Genomic DNA, 21377 nt, shown 5'->3' with positions numbered 1-21377 from the left:
CGCATACTATACACTGAAAGATTAAACGCTTGTTTTTATTTTGATAACTGATGTATGAAGATTATTTAATTTATGTAGTTATTCTTTGAAACGCTTTGGCTGGTAGTTTGATGAGAATTGACATTAAGAGAATCAGAATGATTGGTGTCAAAAAGTGCATAAGCGAAAAACAAGCCATTACATAGCATCAGAATCACAAATAGACACGGCAGCCCTTCACTACACATGAATGACCATATTTGACTCAAAAGACTGTTATTTTGCTTAACGCTATTCATTTCTTATATAAAATTTGAATTAGTACACATTTTTTAGATTTTACATGACTAACAGAAAATAAAAAAGCCAGTTTTTCAACTGGCTTCTTCTTTTTATCGGTTTTTAACGATTAAAAATCGTTTTTGCGACGACGGTCACCACCGAAGCCACCTTCACGTTGTGGACGATCACCGAAATCACGTTTTGGACGATCTTCACCACCGAAACTGCGTTTTGGACGATCTTCGCCACCGAAGCTACGCTTTGGACGGTCTTCACCACCGAAACTACGTTTTGGACGATCACCAAAACCACCTTCACGTTGAGCAGGACGATCACCAAAATCACGCTTTGGACGGTCGCCGAAGCTACCTTCACGACGTGGTTTGTAATCTACGCGGTTACCACGGTTGTCATCATTCGAGTCAAAACGCGGTTTATCGTTGAAACCACCTTCACGACGTGGACGGTCAGAATTGAACTCGCGACGTGGACGGTCTTCACCACCAAAGCTACGCTTTGGACGATCTTCAAAACCACCTTCACGACGTGGGCGATCTGAGTTGAACTCGCGACGTGGACGATCTTCACCACCGAAACTACGCTTTGGACGGTCTTCGAAACCACCTTCGCGACGTGGACGATCTGAGTTGAACTCACGACGTGGACGATCTTCACCACCAAATGATGGACGTTCGCCACGTGGCTTGTCATCAAAGCTACGGCGTGGACGGTCCTCACCACCTTCACGACGTTTGAAGCTGCTTTCGCCTTCAAAACGACGACCGCCACCGAAACCGCCACGACCGCCATCACGGCCGCCACGACCACGACCACCGCCATCACGGCCACGACCGCCACCATCACGACCTGAACGAGCAGGCGGTGGAGATGGCTCTAAACCTTCAATTTCAGATACATTCAAACGTGCATCTAAATAATCTTCTAAAGCACGGATTTTGCCACGCTCACGGTAAGTCGCTAAAGTAACGGCTTGACCTGTACGACCAGCACGACCTGTACGACCGATACGGTGTACATAGTCTTCGTTTTTCATTGGTAAACCGAAGTTAATTACGTGTGAAATTGTTGGTACGTCTAAACCACGCGCTGCAACGTCAGTTGCAACTAAGATTTTTGCACGACCTTCACGAATACTACGTAAACGACGGTTACGAACGGTTTGTGGCATTGCACCGTGCAACGCAACAACTGAGTGACCAGCTTCAGCTAGTTCTTCAGCAAGCATATCTGTATCTTCTTGCGTGCTTGCGAATACAACTGCTTGATCTACTGATTCGTCAGATAACCAATGCGTAAGTAATTTTTTCTTGTGTTCAAAACCGTCTGTCCAATGCAATGTTTGCGTTACATCAGTGTTGGTGCTATGACCAGTTTCGATTGCAATACGTTGTGGATCATTCATCATGCGTTCAGCAAGACGAATAATACGATCCGCAAATGTTGCAGAGAACATTAATGTTTGTTTACGATTTGCAGCTAATTCACCAATTGCTTCTAGATCTTCAGAGAAGCCTAGATCAAGCATGCGGTCTGCTTCATCAACAATTAATGATTCAACTTTATCAAGTTTAATTTGACGACGGTTTACAAGGTCAAGTAAACGACCTGGAGTCGCAACGACAACTTGTGCACCTTTAAGCTGTTGAATTTGTTTACCAAAAGGCATACCGCCCATGATTGCAGCAATACGAACACCTTTCATGTGACGTACAAATGCAATCGCGTCTTGGCTTACTTGCTGAGCCAATTCACGTGTAGGAGAAATAACTAAAATAGTAGGCTGAGTTACCGCTTTCATGCGGTCTTTGAAAGAAACAAATGCTTCTTCGCCTGCTAATGCATTTAACGTTGGAAGTAAAAATGCAGCTGTTTTACCTGAACCAGTTTGGCTCGAAACTAATAAATCTTTCCCTTCTAACGCAGCGGGAATCGCTTGTTCTTGCACAGGAGTTGGAGTGGTAAAACCTAAACCTTCAAGCGCTTGTTGTAAGGTTTCGTGTAAAGAAAATTCGGCAAAAGTTTTGCTCATAGAGAGTTTCACCCTAATGGGTGCTCCATTTTAATAAATACAAAAAAATAGACATCGGCAACAAGCGGCAAAGCGACTCAAGCTGAAAAATAGATGAAGTTCAGCGGCGATCCGAATAACGACGATGTGGACTAAACGCACGCTTGATTACTGCTTCAACCTGAAGAATCGCTAAGCGATTTGGGCGCAAGATGTGGTCCTCTCTACGGACAGCGTGCGCTAATATGAATAGAACTGAATGTTCAGGTAATGAACTGGAATTTAAGTGCGTGGGCGGATTATAGCAGAATAATTTTAAAAGTCACCTTTTTTAATAGGTTTTTCTATTTAGTCTCCTTTATTATTTGTAGCCAGACGATAATGACGACCTCAAAACAACGCATTTAAAATAATTTATATTTCAATATAAACATAATTATCAGCAAGTTAAAAACCTATTATGCCTTACTCTTTTGTTAACATTCTTATTGTACAGTTAAGCTAAGATTTATTAGATCCTTGCTTTACTTTATTAAGGGTATCCAGTATTTGTTTCACATTTGCAGCAACTTGATCAGGGATCTGATCCGTCAAAAGTACCCGACACTTCAAATTCGAATAAAGCTGAAATCTCTGCCTAATCTTTAATTCTTCTTTTGCTCGAACAAGATTCAAGTAAGCTCGATTCATCTGCCTTGCTACGATTTCTTGAACACATGTTTCCAATACGAGTGAAGGCAACATTAAAAAAGTAAAAATATGGCTCTCTATTTCATCTTTGATTTTTATATAGTCTTGGTGAATATCATGAGGATAGGTCATAAATCCAGAGGAACATACAATGATCATTATTTTATTCAAATCGTATTTTATTTGAAGCTGTATAAAAAGCTGAATGTTACGCGCTGCATATTCTTTATAACCATGTTGAATAATGTACTGAGTAATATCTCCTTCCCTCTGCATAAAATATTCATCTAAATCATAGTAGTCAAAACCAAACTCCGCCGAGAGCAACTTGGCTGTAGTAGTCTTACCAGCACCACCTGAACCAATAAAATAGTTCAGCAATTGATTTTACCTTATTTCGAATGACGCATAAAAAAGCCCTCCAATATTGAGGGCTTTTTAGAATTCGGCAAATTATTTTGCAGCATCGCCCCAAGCAGGAACTACTGTTTGCATCAATGGCTTTAACATCTTGAGTGAACACGCAAGGACTTGACCATTATCCAATGAATCATTGCCACCACGAGCATCAACAATAACACCACCCGCTTCTTTCACAATCAACTCACCTGCAGCGATATCCCACGGTTTTAAGCCAAGCTCAAAGAAACCATCAAAACGGCCTGCAGCAACATAAGCCAAATCAAGTGCAGCTGAACCACCACGGCGAATTTGCGCACCTGATTTAGTAACAGCCAATAATGAAGCAAAATGTTGTTCAGCATAAGAAACAATTTCGCCATTACGCTTTGCACGGTATGGATGACCAACAGCAAGGAAAGTATTTTCTAAGCTTTCTTTTACATTGACACGGATACGGCGCTGATTCATCACTGCACCGCGACCACGGCTTGCAGAGAATAATTCATCACGTACAGGATCATAGATCACACCGTGTTGAGTTACGCCTTTGTGTTGTACAGCAATAGAAATACAGAAATGCGGAAGACCGTTGATAAAGTTTTGTGTGCCATCTAAAGGATCAATCACCCAGCACCAATCTGCATCGTGACCTTTACCTTCTTGCATACCAAACTCTTCACCAAGGAAGCTGTGGTTTTTATAGCTTTTGCGGAGAGTATCAATTGTAAGTTGTTCCAAGTAACGATGACACGCGTTACTGGACCATCGATGCCTTTTTCTTCAACTTGCAAATCGAGTTTATGACGATTTTGATGTGCCTTTAAAAGCTCTTGACCAACTGTTTGAGCCGCACGCGCAGCCATAACCACCATAGGTTCCATTGAACACCCACTACAAATTTGAAGATTTTGACAAAGAATAATGCATAAAAGCGCGTATATTCTAGCAAATATAAGCGCTTTTAGGGGAAAAATGTTGCGAAAAATTATTTTCGCTTTTACATGAGCTTATAGATTAAAAACAAGCTTGCTCAATTGAGGCTAAGATTCCTTGAGCATCTAAACCACTATCTTGCAACATTTGTTGATGTGTTGCTTGATGCAAGAAGGTATCTGCTAAACCAAGATTCAAGATCGGTTTGAGAATGCGTGCTTGTGCCAAGAATTCATTCACGGCACTGCCAGCACCCGCCATCACAGCATGTTCTTCTACCGTTACAAACAGTTGGGTCTGTGGAGCCAAATCACGAAGTATTTGCTCATCCAATGGCTTCACAAAACGCATATTCACAACACGCACACCCATCGAGTGTTTGTTCGCAAATTGCTGAGCGGCGTCTACAGATGCTGCAACACGACTACCAAAAGCAAGGACACTGATCTGCTGTTCAGCATCCACATTAAATTCAGCAACGATTTCAGCCTTACCAATTTCCATCGCTGTCATCTGCTGTTGAATCTCAACGCCTGTACCTACCCCACGTGGATAGCGCACTGCCGTTGGCCCTTTATAAAGATAAGCTGTATGCAGCATTTGGCGGCATTCATTTTCGTCTTTCGGCGCCATGATCACCATGTTAGGTACGGTACGCATATAAGCATAATCATACGCACCGGCATGGGTTGGGCCATCTTCACCCACCAAACCAGCACGATCAATACCAAAGGTGACGTCCAGATTTTGCAAGGCAACATCATGGATCAATTGATCATAACCACGTTGCAAGAAGGTTGAATAAATCGCAACAACAGGTTTAAGACCTTCACATGCCATACCTGCAGCTAAAGTCACTGCATGCTGTTCTGCAATGGCAACATCAAAGAAACGCTCAGGATATTGCTGCGCAAATTTAACCATGCCAGAGCCTTCACACATCGCAGGCGTAATCGCGAGTAAGCGATCATCTTGTGCCGCCTCATCACATAGCCATTGCCCAAAGACATCTGAGTACTTAGGAGGCGATTTTTTTACGGGTGCTGCTGCGGCTGGCGCAATTTTAGTAATCGCATGATAGGTAATCGGATCTGCTTCCGCTGGTGCGAATCCTTTACCTTTTTTAGTATAAATATGAACCAGACGTGGACCTTTACGCTTTTTAAGCGCATGAAAAACTTGCGCTAGCTGTTCCACATCATGACCATCAAATGGCCCAAAATAATCAAAACCAATCGCTTTAAATAAATTATCGGCTGCATCTGTCGCAGCTTGGTGTAAGCGAGAATTATACGTCCACTTTGGATGTGGCTGAACATAGGCTTCACCTAGTTCATTCACATTGACCAATTGACCTGTTTCCCAAATCGCAGCCAAGTGTTTTGCAAAACCACCTGTACTACAAGAGATCGACATATCGTTATCATTTAAGACCACGATCAAATCGGCATCATGAGCAACCGCATCATTCATTGCTTCAAAAGCCATACCTGCCGTCATTGCGCCATCACCAACGATTGCCACAACGTCGCACGGATCGTTCTGATAACGACGTGCCAAGGCCATGCCCAAACCAGCAGAAATCGCAGTAGAAGAATGTCCAACACCAAAGGTATCGAACTCAGATTCATCACGTGCAGGGAACGCAGCCAAACCATCTTTACTACGAATCGTGGTAATTCGATCACGACGACCAGTAAGCACTTTATGTGGATAAGCTTGGTGGCCCACATCCCACACTAAACGGTCATCTGGTGTATTAAAACAATAATGCAGCGCAACGGTTAGTTCGACTACACCTAAATTTGCGCCAAAGTGTCCACCACTTTGCCCTGCCGCATACAAAATATATTGACGCAACTCATCCGCCACTTGTGCGAGTTGGCTTTGCTCGAGCTGACGTAATTGTTGTGGATGATCAATCTCATCTAACAATGGCGTAACAGGGCGCTGAGTTGGAATTTCGGTATACAACATAATGTGGCAAAGCCTTTTTAAGCCTGGCAAGTCCGAAGCTGGGTTTTAAATGGGGGCAATCATACAATTAAATATGATCTACCTTCAATCAGCCACACGTGCGAATGATGTAGTGCTGAACATTCTCATGCAAATTTTAAAGAATGACCCGTAGATTATCCTGAATTATGTCACTGTTTATCAACCATTATTGTGTGCTTTGTATGAAAAAGAAAAAGTTATGTGAAAAATCAGAAATTCCAGTTCACGCAATCTTCATACATTAGGCTATACTCGAACTGTTTTTATTATCATAGTGAGCTCTCTGTGCCGATTGAATTTATTGCAACATCAAAGCTACCCACCGCTTTTGGTGACTTCAATATTTCCGTGTTTCAAGACCCTGCAACAGGTGAAGAACATGTGGCGCTATCTAAAGGTTTAGAAACGGCTCCAGATCAGCCTGTACTTGTCCGCATCCACTCTGAATGCTTAACAGGCGATGCTTTCGCTTCACTCAAATGTGATTGTGGACCACAACTTCAGGCCACACAAAGCTTGATCAATGAAGCTGGCCAAGGCGTGATTCTTTATCTTCGTCAAGAAGGCCGTGGTATTGGTTTAACCAATAAGATTCGTGCTTATGCCTTGCAAGATCAAGGACATGACACTGTTGATGCGAACCTGTTATTGAATTTGCCTGCTGATGCGCGTCGTTATGATATGTGCAGCATTATGCTCGATCATCTTCAAGTCAAAGAAGTGAAACTACTGACCAATAACCCGCTTAAATTAAAAGCCTTAACTGATCTCGGTATCAATGTGGTTGAGCGTGTTCCTTTAACAGTAGGCCGCAATCCATTCAATGAACAATATTTAAAAACCAAACGTGAGCGTATGGATCATCTCTATAAAAAAGATGACTTTTAATTCACTTTTCAAAACGTTTAAAAATAAATCAGTTAAAGGGTTTTTATTGTAAAAAATAAAAAACCCTTACTTTTTTTATGGGTTTTATGTTTTGATATAAGCAATCCCTAGATCACTTTCAGAGGATCATCATGCAGCATCCAACTTCAGTTGATATTCAACGTGTTCGTGAGTTTTTACTCGATCTACAAGCACGGATTTGTGCAGGACTAGAACAACAGGAACGTGCAGGCGGTGGTACCGCTGAATTTATCATTGATGATTGGCAACGCACCGAAGGTGGCGGTGGTCGCTCTCGTGTTTTGCAAAATGGTGAAGTGATTGAAAAAGGTGGGGTCATGTTCTCCCACATCAACATCAGTAAACTCCCCGCTTCTGCGACGGAACGTCACCCACAAATTGCTGGGGCGAAAGCGCAAGCATTGGGCGTATCCTTAGTGATTCACCCGAAAAACCCAAATATTCCAACTTCTCATGCCAATGTTCGCTTATTTGTGGCGGAGCCTGAAGGCCAAGATCCTGTGTGGTGGTTTGGTGGCGGTTTCGACTTAACTCCGTTCTACCCAGATGAACAAGATGTACTGAATTGGCATCAAACCGCTTATGACCTGTGTCAGCCTTTTGGCGAAAATGTCTATGCTGAACACAAACAATGGTGTGATGATTATTTCTATCTAAAGCATCGTGATGAACAACGTGGTGTGGGTGGTTTATTCTTTGATGATTTGAACCAGTGGGATTTCGAGACCTGCTTTAAATATATCCAAGCCGTGGGTAATGGCTATTTAGCAGCGATCTTACCGATTTTTGAAAAACATCGTGAGCAGCCTTATACCGAAGCTCAACGTGAATTCCAACTGTATCGACGTGGTCGTTATGTTGAATATAACCTAGTCTATGACCGTGGTACCTTATTTGGCCTACAGACAGGTGGGCGTATTGAATCAATCTTGGTGAGCTTGCCTAATCTGGCAGGTTGGTCATATCGCCCTGAATGGGATGCGGACTCAGCAGAGAAACGTCTTACTGATTATTATTTAAAACCACGAGATTGGTTAGGTTTGCAGAAGTAATATATTACTCATCCCTAGCTCAGATGTTAGGGATGAGGTCTTTAGAGGCATTAAAATAAAAAGATTGCTGTATTTTGAATTGGCTGATGAATTAAATCTGATCTGAAGTTTTGCATCAGCTCTCGACTTAAAGATTGTGGTCTATCCTTTAAAGTCAGAAGTAATTGTAAAAATTGCCCATGTGTAAAAATCATTAAATTCTTTTCCGTATACTTCTGTTCTAATTGCCTTAATTTGTTATGAAATAGTTGCACCCGAGAATACAAGTCAGCAAAAGACTCGGCATCATCAGCCTCGCGATAGTCATAATCCATCCTTTCCCAATAAGCACTTACCCATAACTTACGATCATCTATATTTGTATTGAAACACCTCCTTTCTGAGAGATAGCTAAATTCATGCAAGTTTTCATCTATCTCTGCACTCAACTGATATTTATGCAAAATGGGTTCTGCTGTCTGATAAGTTCTCTTATATTTAGAAATAATCACATGATCAACTGGAGGTAATCGTTCACAAAGCTGCTCAGCCTGCCGTTGCCCCCTCTCACTCAATGCAATCGAAGCGTGAGATAACGTACGTCCGTTGATATTGGCTTCACTCTCTGCATGCCGAATTAGAAATATACTCATAATCCAATTAAAATTATCTGATCGTTTTCACTTATCAAAGCATGTTGTAAAAATCAAATCACGTTGTCGTCATGTTATAGATGTAAATCAATATTGCAGCATCCCTTTCAACTTTATAAACTTTAACCACTCTCTAGCATACTGATCACTCATGACCAAACAATTTGCTGTAATTGGAAATCCGATTGAACAATCTCGCTCACCTGAACTTCACCATGCATTTGCAGCAAAAACAGGGGTTGATCTTAACTATAAAAAAATCCTTGCACCCTTAGATGGTTTCGAAAGTGCTGTAAAAGATTTCTTTGCGCACAACGGCATCGGCATGAATGTCACAGTACCCTTTAAAGAACAAGCTTTTGCCCTTTGCGACCAATTGACTGAACGTGCCAAGATCGCCAAAGCAGTCAATACGTTATGGATGCAGGACGGCAAACTATATGGTGATAATACCGATGGTCAAGGCTTGGTTGCGGCAATTCAGGCTTTGGGTTGGGAACTTAAAGAGAGTCGTATTTTAATTTTAGGGGCTGGCGGTGCAACCCGTGGTGTCATTTATCCTTTGGTACAGGCAGGTGCAAAACAGATTGTGATCGCCAACCGCACCCTCGCCCGCGCTGAGCAACTCGTTGACGATTTAAAAGATGCTGTGCCACATGCAGAACTTAAAGCAACTGGCTTAGATCAACTCGTAGGTGAGTTTGATTTCGTAATTAATGCAACCTCTGCAAGCCTAACAGGCGATGCCCTACAACTGCCTGAAAGCTTAGTATTCCATCATGCTTATGAAATGGCTTACGGCAAACCATCTAGCTTTCTAGATCAGGCCAAACAACGCCAAATCCCATCTACCGACGGTTTCGGCATGCTGGTCGGTCAAGCGATTGAAGCATTTTCGATTTGGAATAGGGTAAAACCAGAACTGAAAGATTTTTTATAATCATCAAAATAAAAAAACCTGCAAAGTGCAGGTTTTTTTTATGGTGCTTAAATCAATTATTTAACCGTCAGCATCTTCTGATAAACCTCTTTGAAAATTTCATAATCAATAAATTCGTTATGTTCAATTTTTAAAGACTGAATTGATTTTTCAGACAGCTTATTTTTACGGGCATCCACATACACTTGCCCTAAAATATTTGCTGTTTGTGCAAGCAAAACTTTTTCTTCACTTGAAACGCCATTCTCTTGTTCAAACTGGATTTGATATTGCTTGGCAAATAATTGCTGTGGTTGTCTATATTGTGCTTGTAGCTTTTTCCAAGCTTGACGATCTTTATCACCACGCATGGCATCAAGCACAAGACGATTCACCGCTTGCCCCAGTTTGTCATCAAATTGATCTTCATTTTCAAGATGATGTTTCTTTTGTAAAGCTTCAATTGTTTGCAGTGCTTTACCTTCAGGATTATAAACTTCCTCATCGGCATACCAATACGCATACACACTGGCAATTTCTTGCAACTCTTGACTCGAGTAACGCTGTACAACCTGTGGTGTGCTTTCCGTTAGTTTGGCAATAAATACCGCTTTATAGGTTTGCTCATAACTATGTGTTGCATCGAAACGTTGCTCTGCAATCACTTTAAGTTGATCATCTAAAGACAAGCTATAAGGCTCTGCAGAGTGTTCTTGAATACCTGCTTGGCCCAGTTTCTCAGAAAAACTGCTCACCGTCTGTTCAAGCATTGAGCCTTTGCTTGCTTCTGCCCATGTTTTAGCACGTTTCAACTGCGCCTGATCGATTGGTGTGGCTTTGCCATAATTCGAAATCAACATATCCGCTTTAACACTAAATCGAGACTTCAATTCAGATAAGCCATAATTCAAATCATAATCCAGTTTGATCGCACGCCCTTGTGCATCCAGACCAACATCCATCGTAAATGGATTACGCTTATCGACTGGCGGTAAAGCCTTATCAATATCTGCTTTGTGTTTGATCCAAAGCGCTTTAAAGGCCTGATCATCAATAAACTGATTCTGATCATAGCCAACAAATTCTTTTTCTACTGTTTGTAGCTTTTCAAAATAAGACAGGAAACCTACTTCTGCGGGCTTGCTACCAAATACATCAATGCCATAAACACTTTGACAGTACTGGACATCGCCATAAGTAGTTTTAGGCGTGTTTTGTAGAGCTGTACATTGTTCTTCGGTTAAACCCACCTGTTCATCTTCTTCAGCGACTGTGGTATCAACCGTACTATCTGCAGCAGCCTCGGCATAGGCTCTCTGCGCTGCTTGTGTTACATCATCTGCTGCATCTGCGCTCTCACCAGCATAGTCTTCGTCAGCATCTTCAACACCAAAATGTTTATTCACCAACCGATACAGTTCTTGGCTGACCACACTGGCATCATCAGCCGAATCTTTTTTATCTAATAATGAAGCATTTGATTTTGACTTACTTTCACTCGCAGCCTCCATTTCATTGGCAATCAGTTTCTCAAGATTCTCTTCTTTAATATTGAGAACACTTTGGGTGAAATATTTTTCATTAACCTTGCTATATAAATTGGCTTGCAAAATCAGCTCTTCAATTGAAGTTTTTAAACGGATTTTTTCAACCACACCCGCAGCTTGATCTGCCGAAGAAACAGACAAAGCCTGAATATTGTTTTGATCTGCAAGACGGTAATAAATCGCACTCGATGCCTTGACATATTCAGCAAATTTTTTGTAATCCACTTGCTTGAATACATCCTGATATTTTGAAAAATCTAGATATGCGAGATTGTTTTGATTTTCTTTATTCACCAAATACGGCATCAAAGCAAAGTAGTTGATATAAAACTTATAATTATTTAGATCAAGCACCATTGGCACTTTAGCTTGAACCAATAAAGTCGGCTTTTCATAGCGTGCAGTCAGGTTAAATGAACCCACTTTCTGACGATAATGCACAGAACCATCATATTCAAACTGCATGTCATTGAGGACATTGGCCATGATTTGGGTAAATTTATCGACTTTAGATCGACCATAGCTTTTTTGTTCTTGCGCCAAGGCAACATATAACGCTTGTTTTTGCTTACTGTTTAAATTGACCTTCTGATCTCGTAAATATTGATCAACTTTTTGCTTGAGTGCCGCATCTAAAGGTGCATTGTCGACTTTGGCATTTGTATTATTTTGCTGCGGTTCAACATGAATATTAAATTTGCCACGATAATCATAGCTCGGATATTCATACATCGCATTGAGACTATTGATTGCCTTCTGTTCTAAATTGTTCGAAGCTGAATTGGTTTTAATGACATGCTGTGAACATGCAGAAAGACTTAGACCCATTAAGCATAAAGTTAAATATTTTATACGCATAGCTTTACCAAACACCTTTATATCATTATATTTTCAAGTATAAAATTGAGTACTTTTCACGTTTAACATCAGTTTTGAGACCAATAGAAAAGTGATTTTTGTACAAATCTCCCTTTTAGGAAATTCGCTTTTCTGACATTCTTTTCCCTAGTGGTTATCAATGTATTTTTATCACTATTGTGAATAATCAAAGTATCGAAACAGATAATCCAAAATGATTCAAATACAGGATTAAGATTATGCCAGCTTATAAAGCCCCGCTCCGTGATATTCGTTTCTTAATGAACGAAATGTTAGATTATCCAGCACATTACCAAACTTTGACAAGTGGTCAAAATGCGGATGCTGAAACAGTTGATATGATTCTTGAAGGTGCGGCAGATTATTGCGAAAACGTACTTTCTCCGCTCAATCAATCAGGTGACGAAGAAGGTTGTACTTTTAACAACGGTGAAGTGACAACACCAAAAGGCTTTAAAGAAGCTTATGACCAATTCGTAATGGGTGGTTGGCAAGGTCTTTCTTATCCAGAAGAGTTTGGTGGTCAAGGCTTACCAATGTCTTTAAACCTAATCAAATCTGAAATGATGGGAACGGCAAACTGGTCATTCACCATGTATCCAGGTTTGAGTACAGGCTGTATGAACACAATCATGCAGTTTGGTACAGACGAGCAAAAAAATACCTATATGCCTAAACTGGTTGAAGGTACTTGGTCAGGCACAATGTGCTTAACTGAACCGCAATGTGGTACAGACTTAGGTCAAGTTAAAACCAAAGCAGAACCTGCTGCTGATGGCACATACAAAATCTCTGGTACTAAAATCTTCATCTCTGCGGGTGAGCATGATTTAACCGAGAACATTATCCATATCGTACTTGCGCGTCTTCCAGATGCACCAGCAGGTACTCGTGGTATTTCTTTATTCATCGTACCTAAATTCATCGCAACTGCGGATGGTGGCGTAGGTGAACGTAATACTGTTTCTTGTGGTTCAATCGAACACAAGATGGGGATCAAAGCATCTGCAACTGCAGTTCTTAACTTTGACAATGCAACAGGTTATCTGATCGGTGAAATCAACAAAGGTTTACATGCAATGTTTACCTTCATGAACACTGCGCGTATTGGTACAGCAGTTCAAGGTATTGCACATGCTGAACTTTCTTTCCAAGGTGCTTTACCTTATGCGAAAGACCGTATGTCTATGCGTGCCCTTTCTGGTAAAAAAGAACCTGAGCGTGTAGGTGATGCAATTATTCACCATGCTGACGTTCGTCGTATGTTGTTAACGCAAAAAGCAATTGCTGAAGGCGGTCGTTCAATGATCTATCATGCTGCTAAACTTGCAGACAAAATGACAGATGCATTGGTCAGCGGTGATCAAGCAGCTTATGAAGCTTATGATGACAAACTTGGCTTCTATACACCTATTCTTAAAGGTTTCTTGACTGAACTTGGCTTAGAAGCTGCAAACCACGGTATGCAAGTTTACGGCGGTCATGGCTATATCCGTGAATGGGGTATGGAGCAAATCGCACGTGATGCACGCATCTCAACCTTGTACGAAGGTACGACAGGTATTCAAGCACTGGACTTAATTGGTCGTAAAGTACTTTTAAGCTCAAAAGGTAAAGTTGTTCGTGACTATACTGCTGAAATCTTGAAGTTCTGTGCTGCACATGCACGTAACAAGTACTTACGTCGTTTTGCGTGGGACTTGACTAAGCTTTGCGCACAATGGAACACTTTAACTGTTCGTATCATGCTTGCTGCACGTAAAGACCGTGACATCGTTTCTTCAGCTTCGGTTGATTTCTTGATGTTCTCTGGTTATGTGATGATGGCTTACTTCTGGGCACAACAAGCAGTGATTGCATCTGAGAAATTAGAAGCAGGTGACGGAATCGAAACACCTGAATTCTATAAAGCAAAAATCAAAGTTGCAGACTTCTACTTTGACCGTTTATTGCCACGTGCGCAAGGTCATGCAGAATCAATGGTGTCAACATCTCGCACCTTGACTTCACTTGCACCAGAACACTTCAGCTTCGATTACTAATCGAAACTGCAATAAAAAAGAGCGCTTGAAGCGCTCTTTTTTATTGCGAGGTAATTTTATTCAACCTTCTTAAACACATAAGCTTGCTCAGGAAATGGATACTCTTTAAAAAACTTACGGTTATGACCGTTGTCGCCATTCCAGATTTTATCTAGATTCATTACTAAATCTTTATTTTTATTAATTTTATAATACAGATTCACATCCGCAGCATCGCAACGAATCATGATTTCGTTGAGCTCTTTATGCGCACGCCATTGTACTTGCTTACAGGTTTGCTCAATCTTGGCTGTGTTCCGTGATGGATCTGAACCTAAACGACTGAAGCTGGTATTGGTCCAATACACCGAACCATCACCCAATAAGTTGAGAATATATTCCGCTTCTTTTTCATTATTCACACAACCTGCAAAGGCATCGGTACATGGAATACGCGCATGATAACGTCCGACATAGATCATATCGGCTTCAGAAGGCTGGCTTAATTCTAGTTTATGTGTTGCAGGATGCGGCAATGTCGCTTGCCCTGCTACTTGAGTCAATGACACGCCTTGTGTATCAGATGCAAGCTGTTCTTCTTGTTCATCTGCAAGCACTTCACTCGTTTCACGACTCGGTTGCGTTTGGGGTTGTTGCTTTACTGGCTCTGGATGATGGCTATCACAAGCACTTAAACCCAAACTCAATAGAACTCCTACACTAAAATGCTGTAAGAATAACCTGAACTGCATATTCATAAATCTCTAACATCAATATCGTTATCGCGTGGTTTGCACTGACCGATCCCAAACTTGGAAAAATATAGGGATCATTTCAATGTCCGTCTATTCCCCAAATGGGTAATATCCAATGCGACCGGATTGAAATAGCAAATTGACAAAGCAGTATGCTTTAATTCGGTGCATTTTAGGCGATCATGTTGGTTTTTCCATCAAGGATTTACACAACTTAACTAATCTCCCATCTGTTTAAACTTTAAAAAAAGCAGTTTGACCCTATTTCATAATTATCAGCAGCTCAAACTGAAACGATTTATTTTTTACTGCTGTTTCATTAATTTAAGGAGATAAACTCGATGGCCAACTCTGGTTTATATCGCTCAAACCAACAAAGCATGATCGCTGGTGTAATGGGCGGTATTGCGGAACGATTTGGTTGGAACGCAAATTTATTACGTCTGATCTTTTTCGTGATCTCGATCATGAGTGCTGCCTTCCCGGGTATTTTGGTCTATCTGATTTTGTGGTTAGTGATTCCTAAACAGCAGCAGGCACGTGTTGATCATGTGCAAGGTTATAACCAACCTGTCAAAACGATTTATGAAGACCAAAGCATAAAACGTTAATTCACTGTTACCTTTTTGGTCGCTACGGTTGAAATTACCCCTAATCCAACCGTAGCTTTTTTTTATCTAAATTCAGAGCTGTCGATTAAGCTGTTGTTGCAAGGCTGCAATCATATCGGCACGACTGATAATCCCGATTAAACGATGTTCCTCAACTACAGGAATATAGTTAAATGATTTCTCGACAAAATACGGCACCAAATCCTGAATAGGTTGTAACGGGCTCACTGTCACAACTTTATGGCTCATAATCTGTCTGACATAATGCTGCCACGAATTACGTGGATCTGCTGCACCTTTAAACCACTCTACCACTTCGTATAAGGCCAATGTCCCAACCAAATGCTCTTCCGCATTGACGACTGGCAAACTCATTAAATTCACCGCTTTAAACTTATCTAAAGCTTGATGAATGTCATCATGCTCATGCAGTTTAATCACATCACGGCTCATAATATCTTGGCAGACGAATGAATTAATCAAGCGCTCGTTGGCATGCGATTGTGCTTCTAAAATGATTTTCTCTAAATCGTACTGACTAATATCCAATAGCTCAGTGTGATGCTCTAAAGCATATTCAATATCTTTCGGTTGAATCGAGACTTTCTGAGTGGGTGTCGGGTCTTTAGATCGCTCATTTACATGTGCCGTGATCGGATAATGACGGCCAATCAAACGATTAAAAAACACTGCAAATACAAGCAATAAAATCGAATTAAGCAGGACTGGATACAAGATGAAATGAAAACCTAAACGGTGTACAGCTTCGCCTCCTAAAACAGCCGTAATCGCAACTGCTCCACTCGGTGGATGCAAGGAGTCTGTGGTCATCATCACAAAAATTGCCAATCCCACAGCAACGCTAAATGCACTGGTCAGATCAGGCAAATATTGCGTACAGGCGACACCAATGAATCCTGCCAGCGTATTACCCACAATGACATTCCAAGGCTGCGCCAACGGACTGTTGGGGACTGCAAATAGCAGCACAGAAGATGCGCCCATCGGGGCGATATACCACGCATTCATGCCACCTAAGACATACCAGCTAATCAAGGAGGAAATCGCCAAACCACATAAAGCCCCGAGACCAGAGAGCATCCTCTCTTTTAAAGGCAGGACTTTATAATTCGGTTTTAGAAAATTTAGCCAGTCTGATTGGGTCAAGTTCACAATGCACCTTGCTGGATTTGCGTGGTTCTACTCGATGCAGAAGTATACGCCTACTCAGGCTTAAGGTGTATTTAAATTACAGTTTTAAATCATGATGGATGTTATTCAAATTAAATCCCATCAATTTAAATATTCTTTTAGCTGCTCCAATCGCTCTGCATATTTTTGCATCGGGCAGAATTCATACATTGGGGAACCGATATAGGCCCCTGCATTACGACACTCTTGATCCACAAAATTTTTCCAGAGTTGCTGCGATTTCATAATGTCGTTATATCGTTCAGGCTGCTTATATTGCTTGCTCTGAATTTTAATTTGATCCAGCAATTGTACGATCTGTTTGGTATAGAGTGTTTTAGCCCTTGTACTACAGATTTCCACCACTGCATTATTGATGTTACCCAACTTTAATTCTTGAATGGTTTCATCCACACAGGTGTTATAGGGATCAGTGGCTTTATCCTGTGCTTTAGCAAAAGCATGGGCACTCAAACACGTCATTGCAAGCAATACAACGGTGAACATTAATTTAGTCATAGATCTGCTCTTTTGTTCTTCTCATATTTTTTAATCATAATCAAAAAATCATGCTCATACTGATTTTTATTCTCCCATCTTCTATGAATATTGGTCACCATGACATTCATTTTTCAAACAACAGACATCACCTCAAATGAGTTTTTCATTCAGATAACGCCAATAACGTTTCGGTAGATATTGCACATGTAATTTGATATTTTGACGTGCTTTAATATTGATACTATTAAAATAATCTTTCCAAAGCTGATCGTATAAAACTTCCTGCGCATCAAGCTGCAACTGGAAGCTTTGGCTGCCGCCATTTTGAATATTGCGATCGATTTCATTTGCATCCATATAGACTTCATGGACATCGAGCAGATCATAATAGAGCCCATATTTACGTTGCTCATCATAAATCAACCAACGTTGATCCTGATAACGGCGCCTAAAATGCGGTTGGATCAAAGGTAATACATTAAAATCAGGACGAACTAAACTCAAAAACAGCCCATCTGTGGTTTTCTTAAACCGTACAAAAGCCTCCATCCGATGCTTTTCACGTCCTACTTTTTTGGTCCATTGAGAAATGGCCAACACACTCGGATGTAAATAATCTTTTTCTATAGAATACTGCTGTTGAAAGACATAAATACAGTAATTAAACAGATGCTGATAGGCCTCCAATGACTCCGACAAAGACGCAAAATAAATCTGCTTTAATGCAGCTGGAGAAAGCTTTTGTTGTAAAGCAGACCAAACCCGCTGTGCATGTTGCTCATGACTCGGAACCTCAATGACTTCAGAAAACAAGCCATGTTGTGCTCCATCCAATAAACTGAGCTGAACCTGAAACTCTTTAAACTGAAAGGCACGAAATACGCAGCTCAATAAGCCTGCCATTGAACCATCAAAATAATAACTCAGTTGCTCATTCGACATTGTTAAAACCCTAAACTCAACTGAGGTGAAAGCGGCTTGATATATTTAGATGAGCCTTGGGTTAAAATCTGCTGACGAATAAAACCAGCAGAAAGTTCCTTCTGAAAGCGAGGACTGTCTTCACAACGAATAAAATATTGTGCACGTGAATAGGCCACACCCAACTGCTTTAACAGGTCGACATGAATTTTGCCAAAACGACGCGCCTGTACAATTTTCTTGGCAGATTTCACCCCGATACCCGGCACACGCAAAATCATAAGGTAATCAGCACGATTTAAATCCACAGGAAAATGCTCTGGATGCCGCAATGCCCAACTGAGTTTCGGGTCAACATCCAGATCCAAATGTGGGAATCGATCATTGACGATTTCATTGACCTGAAAGCCATAAAAACGCATCAACCAATCACTTTGATAAAGTCGATTTTCTCGTAGCAGAGGTGGTGGCGATCCGACCGCAGGTAGATAATTATTCTCGCTATTAATCGGGATATAACCTGAGAAATAGACCCGCTTTAATTTAAATTCTTTGTAGTGACGATCTGCCATAAACAACACATCTTGGTCAGTTTCTTGATGCGCTCCCACTACCATCTGTGTGGTCTGCCCTGCGGGGACATATTTCGGCACATGCTTGATAATCTGACGTTCATCTTTAAGCTGAATCAAGCGATCTCGAACCAGTCCCAAATCTTTTTGTACTTCTTGATGTGATTTTTCAGGTGCAAAGGTTTTTAAACCAACCTCGGTTGGCATTTCCAGATTAATACTCATTCGATCGGCATACAGACCAGCTTCATGAATCAATTCAGGCGAAGCACCTGGGATGGTTTTAAGATGGATATAGCCATTAAAATTTTCTTCTAAGCGTAGTTTCTTCACCACCTGCAGCATGCGCTCCATGGTGTGGTCAGCTGACTTGAAAATACCTGAACTGAGAAACAGCCCTTCGATATAATTACGTCGATAGAAATTAATGGTCAGGTCAACCACTTCCTGCACGGTAAATGCAGCCCGTTTCACATCATTGGAACGGCGTGACACACAATAGGCGCAATCAAAAATACAGACATTGCTAAATAGAATTTTCAGCAAAGAAACACAGCGTCCATCCTCGGTATAGCTATGACAAATCCCCGCCCGACTGGCATCACCTAGACCTTTGTCTTTATTTTTACGGTCACTACCACTGGAGGAACAGGACACATCATATTTGGCAGCGTCCGCTAAAATTTGCAGCTTTTCACGAATGCGATCAGACATTTCAAACGACCTGAGGAGAACAGAGAATATCGTTTAAAAATTAACATTTCAAAGTTGTGAAATTAAGAGCATGTGAGATGCAATACGTCATGAGCTGACGTATTAATTTTGCTCAAGCTAGCGCAGTTTATTAAATTAGATATAATCACTATAAATTCAAAAGATTAAATATTAGTAATGGAACAAAATAAAGAAGAACTTCTTAAACATCTAGCAGCCTCACTAAAAGATGCAAAAGATGAAGGTGGTGCAATTTTGTTAGTAGGTGCAGGTATTTCTGTCTCTGCTGGCATCCCTCCTGCACAAAAATTAATGAAAATTGCAATTGAGAACTTCCCTAATTACTTTACATCAGAAGAACAAAAGCTTGCTCAACAAAATTTAAGTCAGCTTCAATATAACGACATTATGACTAAACTCTCGAACGTTAAGCGTAAAGAGTTATTTAAATGGTTTATTGAAGGAAATACTGAAAAAGGAATAGAAAAAGCTAAACTAAATTTTGCCCATATTGCAATTGCAGAGCTATTAAAACAGGGTTATTTCAGTCGCGTCCTAACTGTTAATTTTGATCCTTTATTGATACATGCATGTTATATGGTTGGTATGTATCCATTTCCAGCAATCTATGATTTAGGGGCCATGGGTAAAGTAAATGCAGAACTTCTTCATGACCCAAGTATTGTGTATCTAAATGGACAACATGTTGGTTTTGTTCAACGTAATACCACAGATCAACTCGAAGCACACAAAGAAACCTTAACTCAGATTGTTCGATCTACAGGATGCAATAAGACATGGGTTGTAGCTGGGTACAGTGGTGAGAATGACCCACTAATGGAAGCTTTAAATGAGCTTCGCCCATATAATAATTGGTTATATTGGCTAGAATATGGTGAGCAAGTTATCCAGAAAGAGAGTCATCATTTCTTAGAAAATGATGAAGAATGCAAAGTAATTTATAAATGTGATGCTGATGAAACATTTATGAATATCTCCGAACTACTTAATTGCAGCTTAGACTTCATAGAGCGCCCCTATACAGAACTCGAACTCTACACTAAAGAAATTAATTTTATTACATCCCCTCAAAAAGGACATCAATTATTATCTAAAGCAAAGAACTATATATCAATTCTAAAAAATGAGGCTGTAATTAATAAATTTAAGCTAGCTGAGATTGTTACAGACTATATTAGTCATGCAGATTTCCAATCTTATTCCGATGACCCTTATTACTCTAAAGCAAAGCTAATTTCTACATGTGAAGAACTTTATCCTATTTTACAGGAAAGTCTAAAAGGTGGATTTTTTTATTGGTGGGCAAGTGCCTACTGGGGAGGACAGCTTTTTGATGATGCATCTATTGAGAGAAAAATTCAGTCTTATAAAAAAGCTATAGATATTTATAAAAAAGGAATGAGGCAAGATCCAAACTATGGAGGGAACTTCCATTTTTGTGGATACTGTCAACTACAACTAGCTAAATTAATAAATAATCCAGATACCGAAAAACTTCTATTAAATGATGCTATAAAACACTTTAGAGATAGCTGGGACTACGCTGAACATGTAATGTACTCAATAGAGTGCTTTATATTTCTCAATGATTTTAATGGTTTAGTAGATTATTTAAGCGACCCCCCAATATTTCAAATCGTCAAAGAGTATAAATCACTTGTTTTTCAAAATGAATATATAGAACCTCTACTCAATAACTCTGAATTTTGCGTATGGTATAAAATTCAGTTTGGTGATGAACCCAATTCTATCAATATTGATGAGAAGTATTCATCTACTTAACCCTTTGCCACTCCTCTACAAAATCCTTATACTTAAC

Annotated in this window: 16 protein-coding genes and 1 pseudogene; 6 read left to right on the top strand and 11 right to left on the bottom strand. The window is 40.5% G+C overall.

Going from position 1 to position 21377, the window contains the following annotated elements; genetic code table 11:
* Window positions 1-388: 388 nt before the first annotated feature.
* The 4 genes and pseudogenes from FPL17_RS16135 to dxs form a co-directional block, all read right to left on the bottom strand.
* On the bottom strand, window positions 389-2311 hold the full coding sequence (locus tag FPL17_RS16135) for a DEAD/DEAH box helicase (protein ID WP_159886184.1): 1923 nt from the start codon (window positions 2309-2311) through the stop codon (window positions 389-391).
* Window positions 2312-2791: 480 nt separating this feature from the next.
* Window positions 2792-3361 (bottom strand): shikimate kinase, encoded by a 570-nt coding sequence (locus FPL17_RS16130; RefSeq protein WP_159886182.1) that lies wholly within the window; start codon window positions 3359-3361, stop codon window positions 2792-2794.
* 72 nt (window positions 3362-3433) lie between these two features.
* A pseudogene (locus FPL17_RS16125) lies at window positions 3434-4263 on the bottom strand (inositol monophosphatase family protein).
* A gap of 133 nt (window positions 4264-4396) precedes the next feature.
* Window positions 4397-6292, bottom strand: coding sequence for a 1-deoxy-D-xylulose-5-phosphate synthase (gene dxs, locus FPL17_RS16120; protein WP_159886180.1), 1896 nt, complete (start codon window positions 6290-6292; stop codon window positions 4397-4399).
* 306 nt (window positions 6293-6598) lie between these two features.
* Here dxs and ribA point away from each other — a divergent pair, with 306 nt between their 5' ends.
* Window positions 6599-7201: a GTP cyclohydrolase II gene (gene ribA / locus FPL17_RS16115; protein ID WP_005209117.1), complete on the top strand. Its 603-nt coding sequence runs from the start codon at window positions 6599-6601 to the stop codon at window positions 7199-7201.
* Between the two features lie 131 nt (window positions 7202-7332).
* Entirely contained in the window at window positions 7333-8274 is a 942-nt protein-coding gene (hemF, locus tag FPL17_RS16110) for an oxygen-dependent coproporphyrinogen oxidase (RefSeq protein ID WP_159886178.1), read from the top strand.
* A 50-nt stretch (window positions 8275-8324) separates the two neighbouring features.
* Here hemF and FPL17_RS16105 read toward each other — a convergent pair whose 3' ends face one another.
* A complete protein-coding gene (locus FPL17_RS16105) occupies window positions 8325-8906 on the bottom strand; it encodes a histidine phosphatase family protein (protein ID WP_159886176.1) in 582 nt (193 codons plus the stop codon).
* A gap of 151 nt (window positions 8907-9057) precedes the next feature.
* Between FPL17_RS16105 and aroE the strand changes: the two genes are divergently transcribed.
* On the top strand, window positions 9058-9846 hold the full coding sequence (aroE, locus tag FPL17_RS16100; protein WP_159886174.1) for a shikimate dehydrogenase: 789 nt from the start codon (window positions 9058-9060) through the stop codon (window positions 9844-9846).
* 56 nt (window positions 9847-9902) lie between these two features.
* Here aroE and FPL17_RS16095 read toward each other — a convergent pair whose 3' ends face one another.
* Window positions 9903-12230, bottom strand: coding sequence for a hypothetical protein (locus tag FPL17_RS16095; RefSeq protein ID WP_159886172.1), 2328 nt, complete (start codon window positions 12228-12230; stop codon window positions 9903-9905).
* 239 nt (window positions 12231-12469) lie between these two features.
* Here FPL17_RS16095 and FPL17_RS16090 point away from each other — a divergent pair, with 239 nt between their 5' ends.
* Window positions 12470-14293: an acyl-CoA dehydrogenase C-terminal domain-containing protein gene (locus FPL17_RS16090; RefSeq protein WP_159886170.1), complete on the top strand. Its 1824-nt coding sequence runs from the start codon at window positions 12470-12472 to the stop codon at window positions 14291-14293.
* A 56-nt stretch (window positions 14294-14349) separates the two neighbouring features.
* On the opposite strand, the gene FPL17_RS16085 is transcribed toward FPL17_RS16090, so the two are convergent.
* A complete protein-coding gene (locus tag FPL17_RS16085; protein ID WP_005185368.1) occupies window positions 14350-15024 on the bottom strand; it encodes a hypothetical protein in 675 nt (224 codons plus the stop codon).
* A 344-nt stretch (window positions 15025-15368) separates the two neighbouring features.
* Between FPL17_RS16085 and FPL17_RS16080 the strand changes: the two genes are divergently transcribed.
* The gene (locus tag FPL17_RS16080) at window positions 15369-15638 is read left to right on the top strand and encodes a PspC domain-containing protein (RefSeq protein WP_005185370.1); all 270 of its coding nucleotides are present in this window, start codon (window positions 15369-15371) and stop codon (window positions 15636-15638) included.
* Window positions 15639-15710: 72 nt separating this feature from the next.
* On the opposite strand, the gene FPL17_RS16075 is transcribed toward FPL17_RS16080, so the two are convergent.
* From FPL17_RS16075 to FPL17_RS16060, 4 genes are all read right to left on the bottom strand, one after another.
* Entirely contained in the window at window positions 15711-16811 is a 1101-nt protein-coding gene (locus tag FPL17_RS16075) for an HPP family protein (RefSeq protein ID WP_159886168.1), read from the bottom strand.
* A 120-nt stretch (window positions 16812-16931) separates the two neighbouring features.
* Window positions 16932-17348: a lysozyme inhibitor LprI family protein gene (locus FPL17_RS16070; RefSeq protein ID WP_159886159.1), complete on the bottom strand. Its 417-nt coding sequence runs from the start codon at window positions 17346-17348 to the stop codon at window positions 16932-16934.
* A gap of 132 nt (window positions 17349-17480) precedes the next feature.
* Entirely contained in the window at window positions 17481-18272 is a 792-nt protein-coding gene (locus FPL17_RS16065; RefSeq protein ID WP_159886157.1) for a TIGR03915 family putative DNA repair protein, read from the bottom strand.
* Window positions 18273-18274: 2 nt separating this feature from the next.
* The gene (locus FPL17_RS16060; RefSeq protein WP_159886155.1) at window positions 18275-19537 is read right to left on the bottom strand and encodes a putative DNA modification/repair radical SAM protein; all 1263 of its coding nucleotides are present in this window, start codon (window positions 19535-19537) and stop codon (window positions 18275-18277) included.
* A 177-nt stretch (window positions 19538-19714) separates the two neighbouring features.
* On the opposite strand from FPL17_RS16060, the gene FPL17_RS16055 reads away from it, so the two are divergent.
* Window positions 19715-21340 (top strand): SIR2 family protein, encoded by a 1626-nt coding sequence (locus FPL17_RS16055; protein WP_159886154.1) that lies wholly within the window; start codon window positions 19715-19717, stop codon window positions 21338-21340.
* Window positions 21341-21377 lie beyond the last annotated feature (37 nt).

The sequence above is a fragment of the Acinetobacter dispersus genome (assembly GCF_009884975.1).
Taxonomy (GTDB): Bacteria; Pseudomonadota; Gammaproteobacteria; order Pseudomonadales; family Moraxellaceae; genus Acinetobacter; species Acinetobacter dispersus.
Note: the sequence above shows the minus strand (reverse complement) of the source record. Positions and strands in the feature narration are given on the sequence as shown.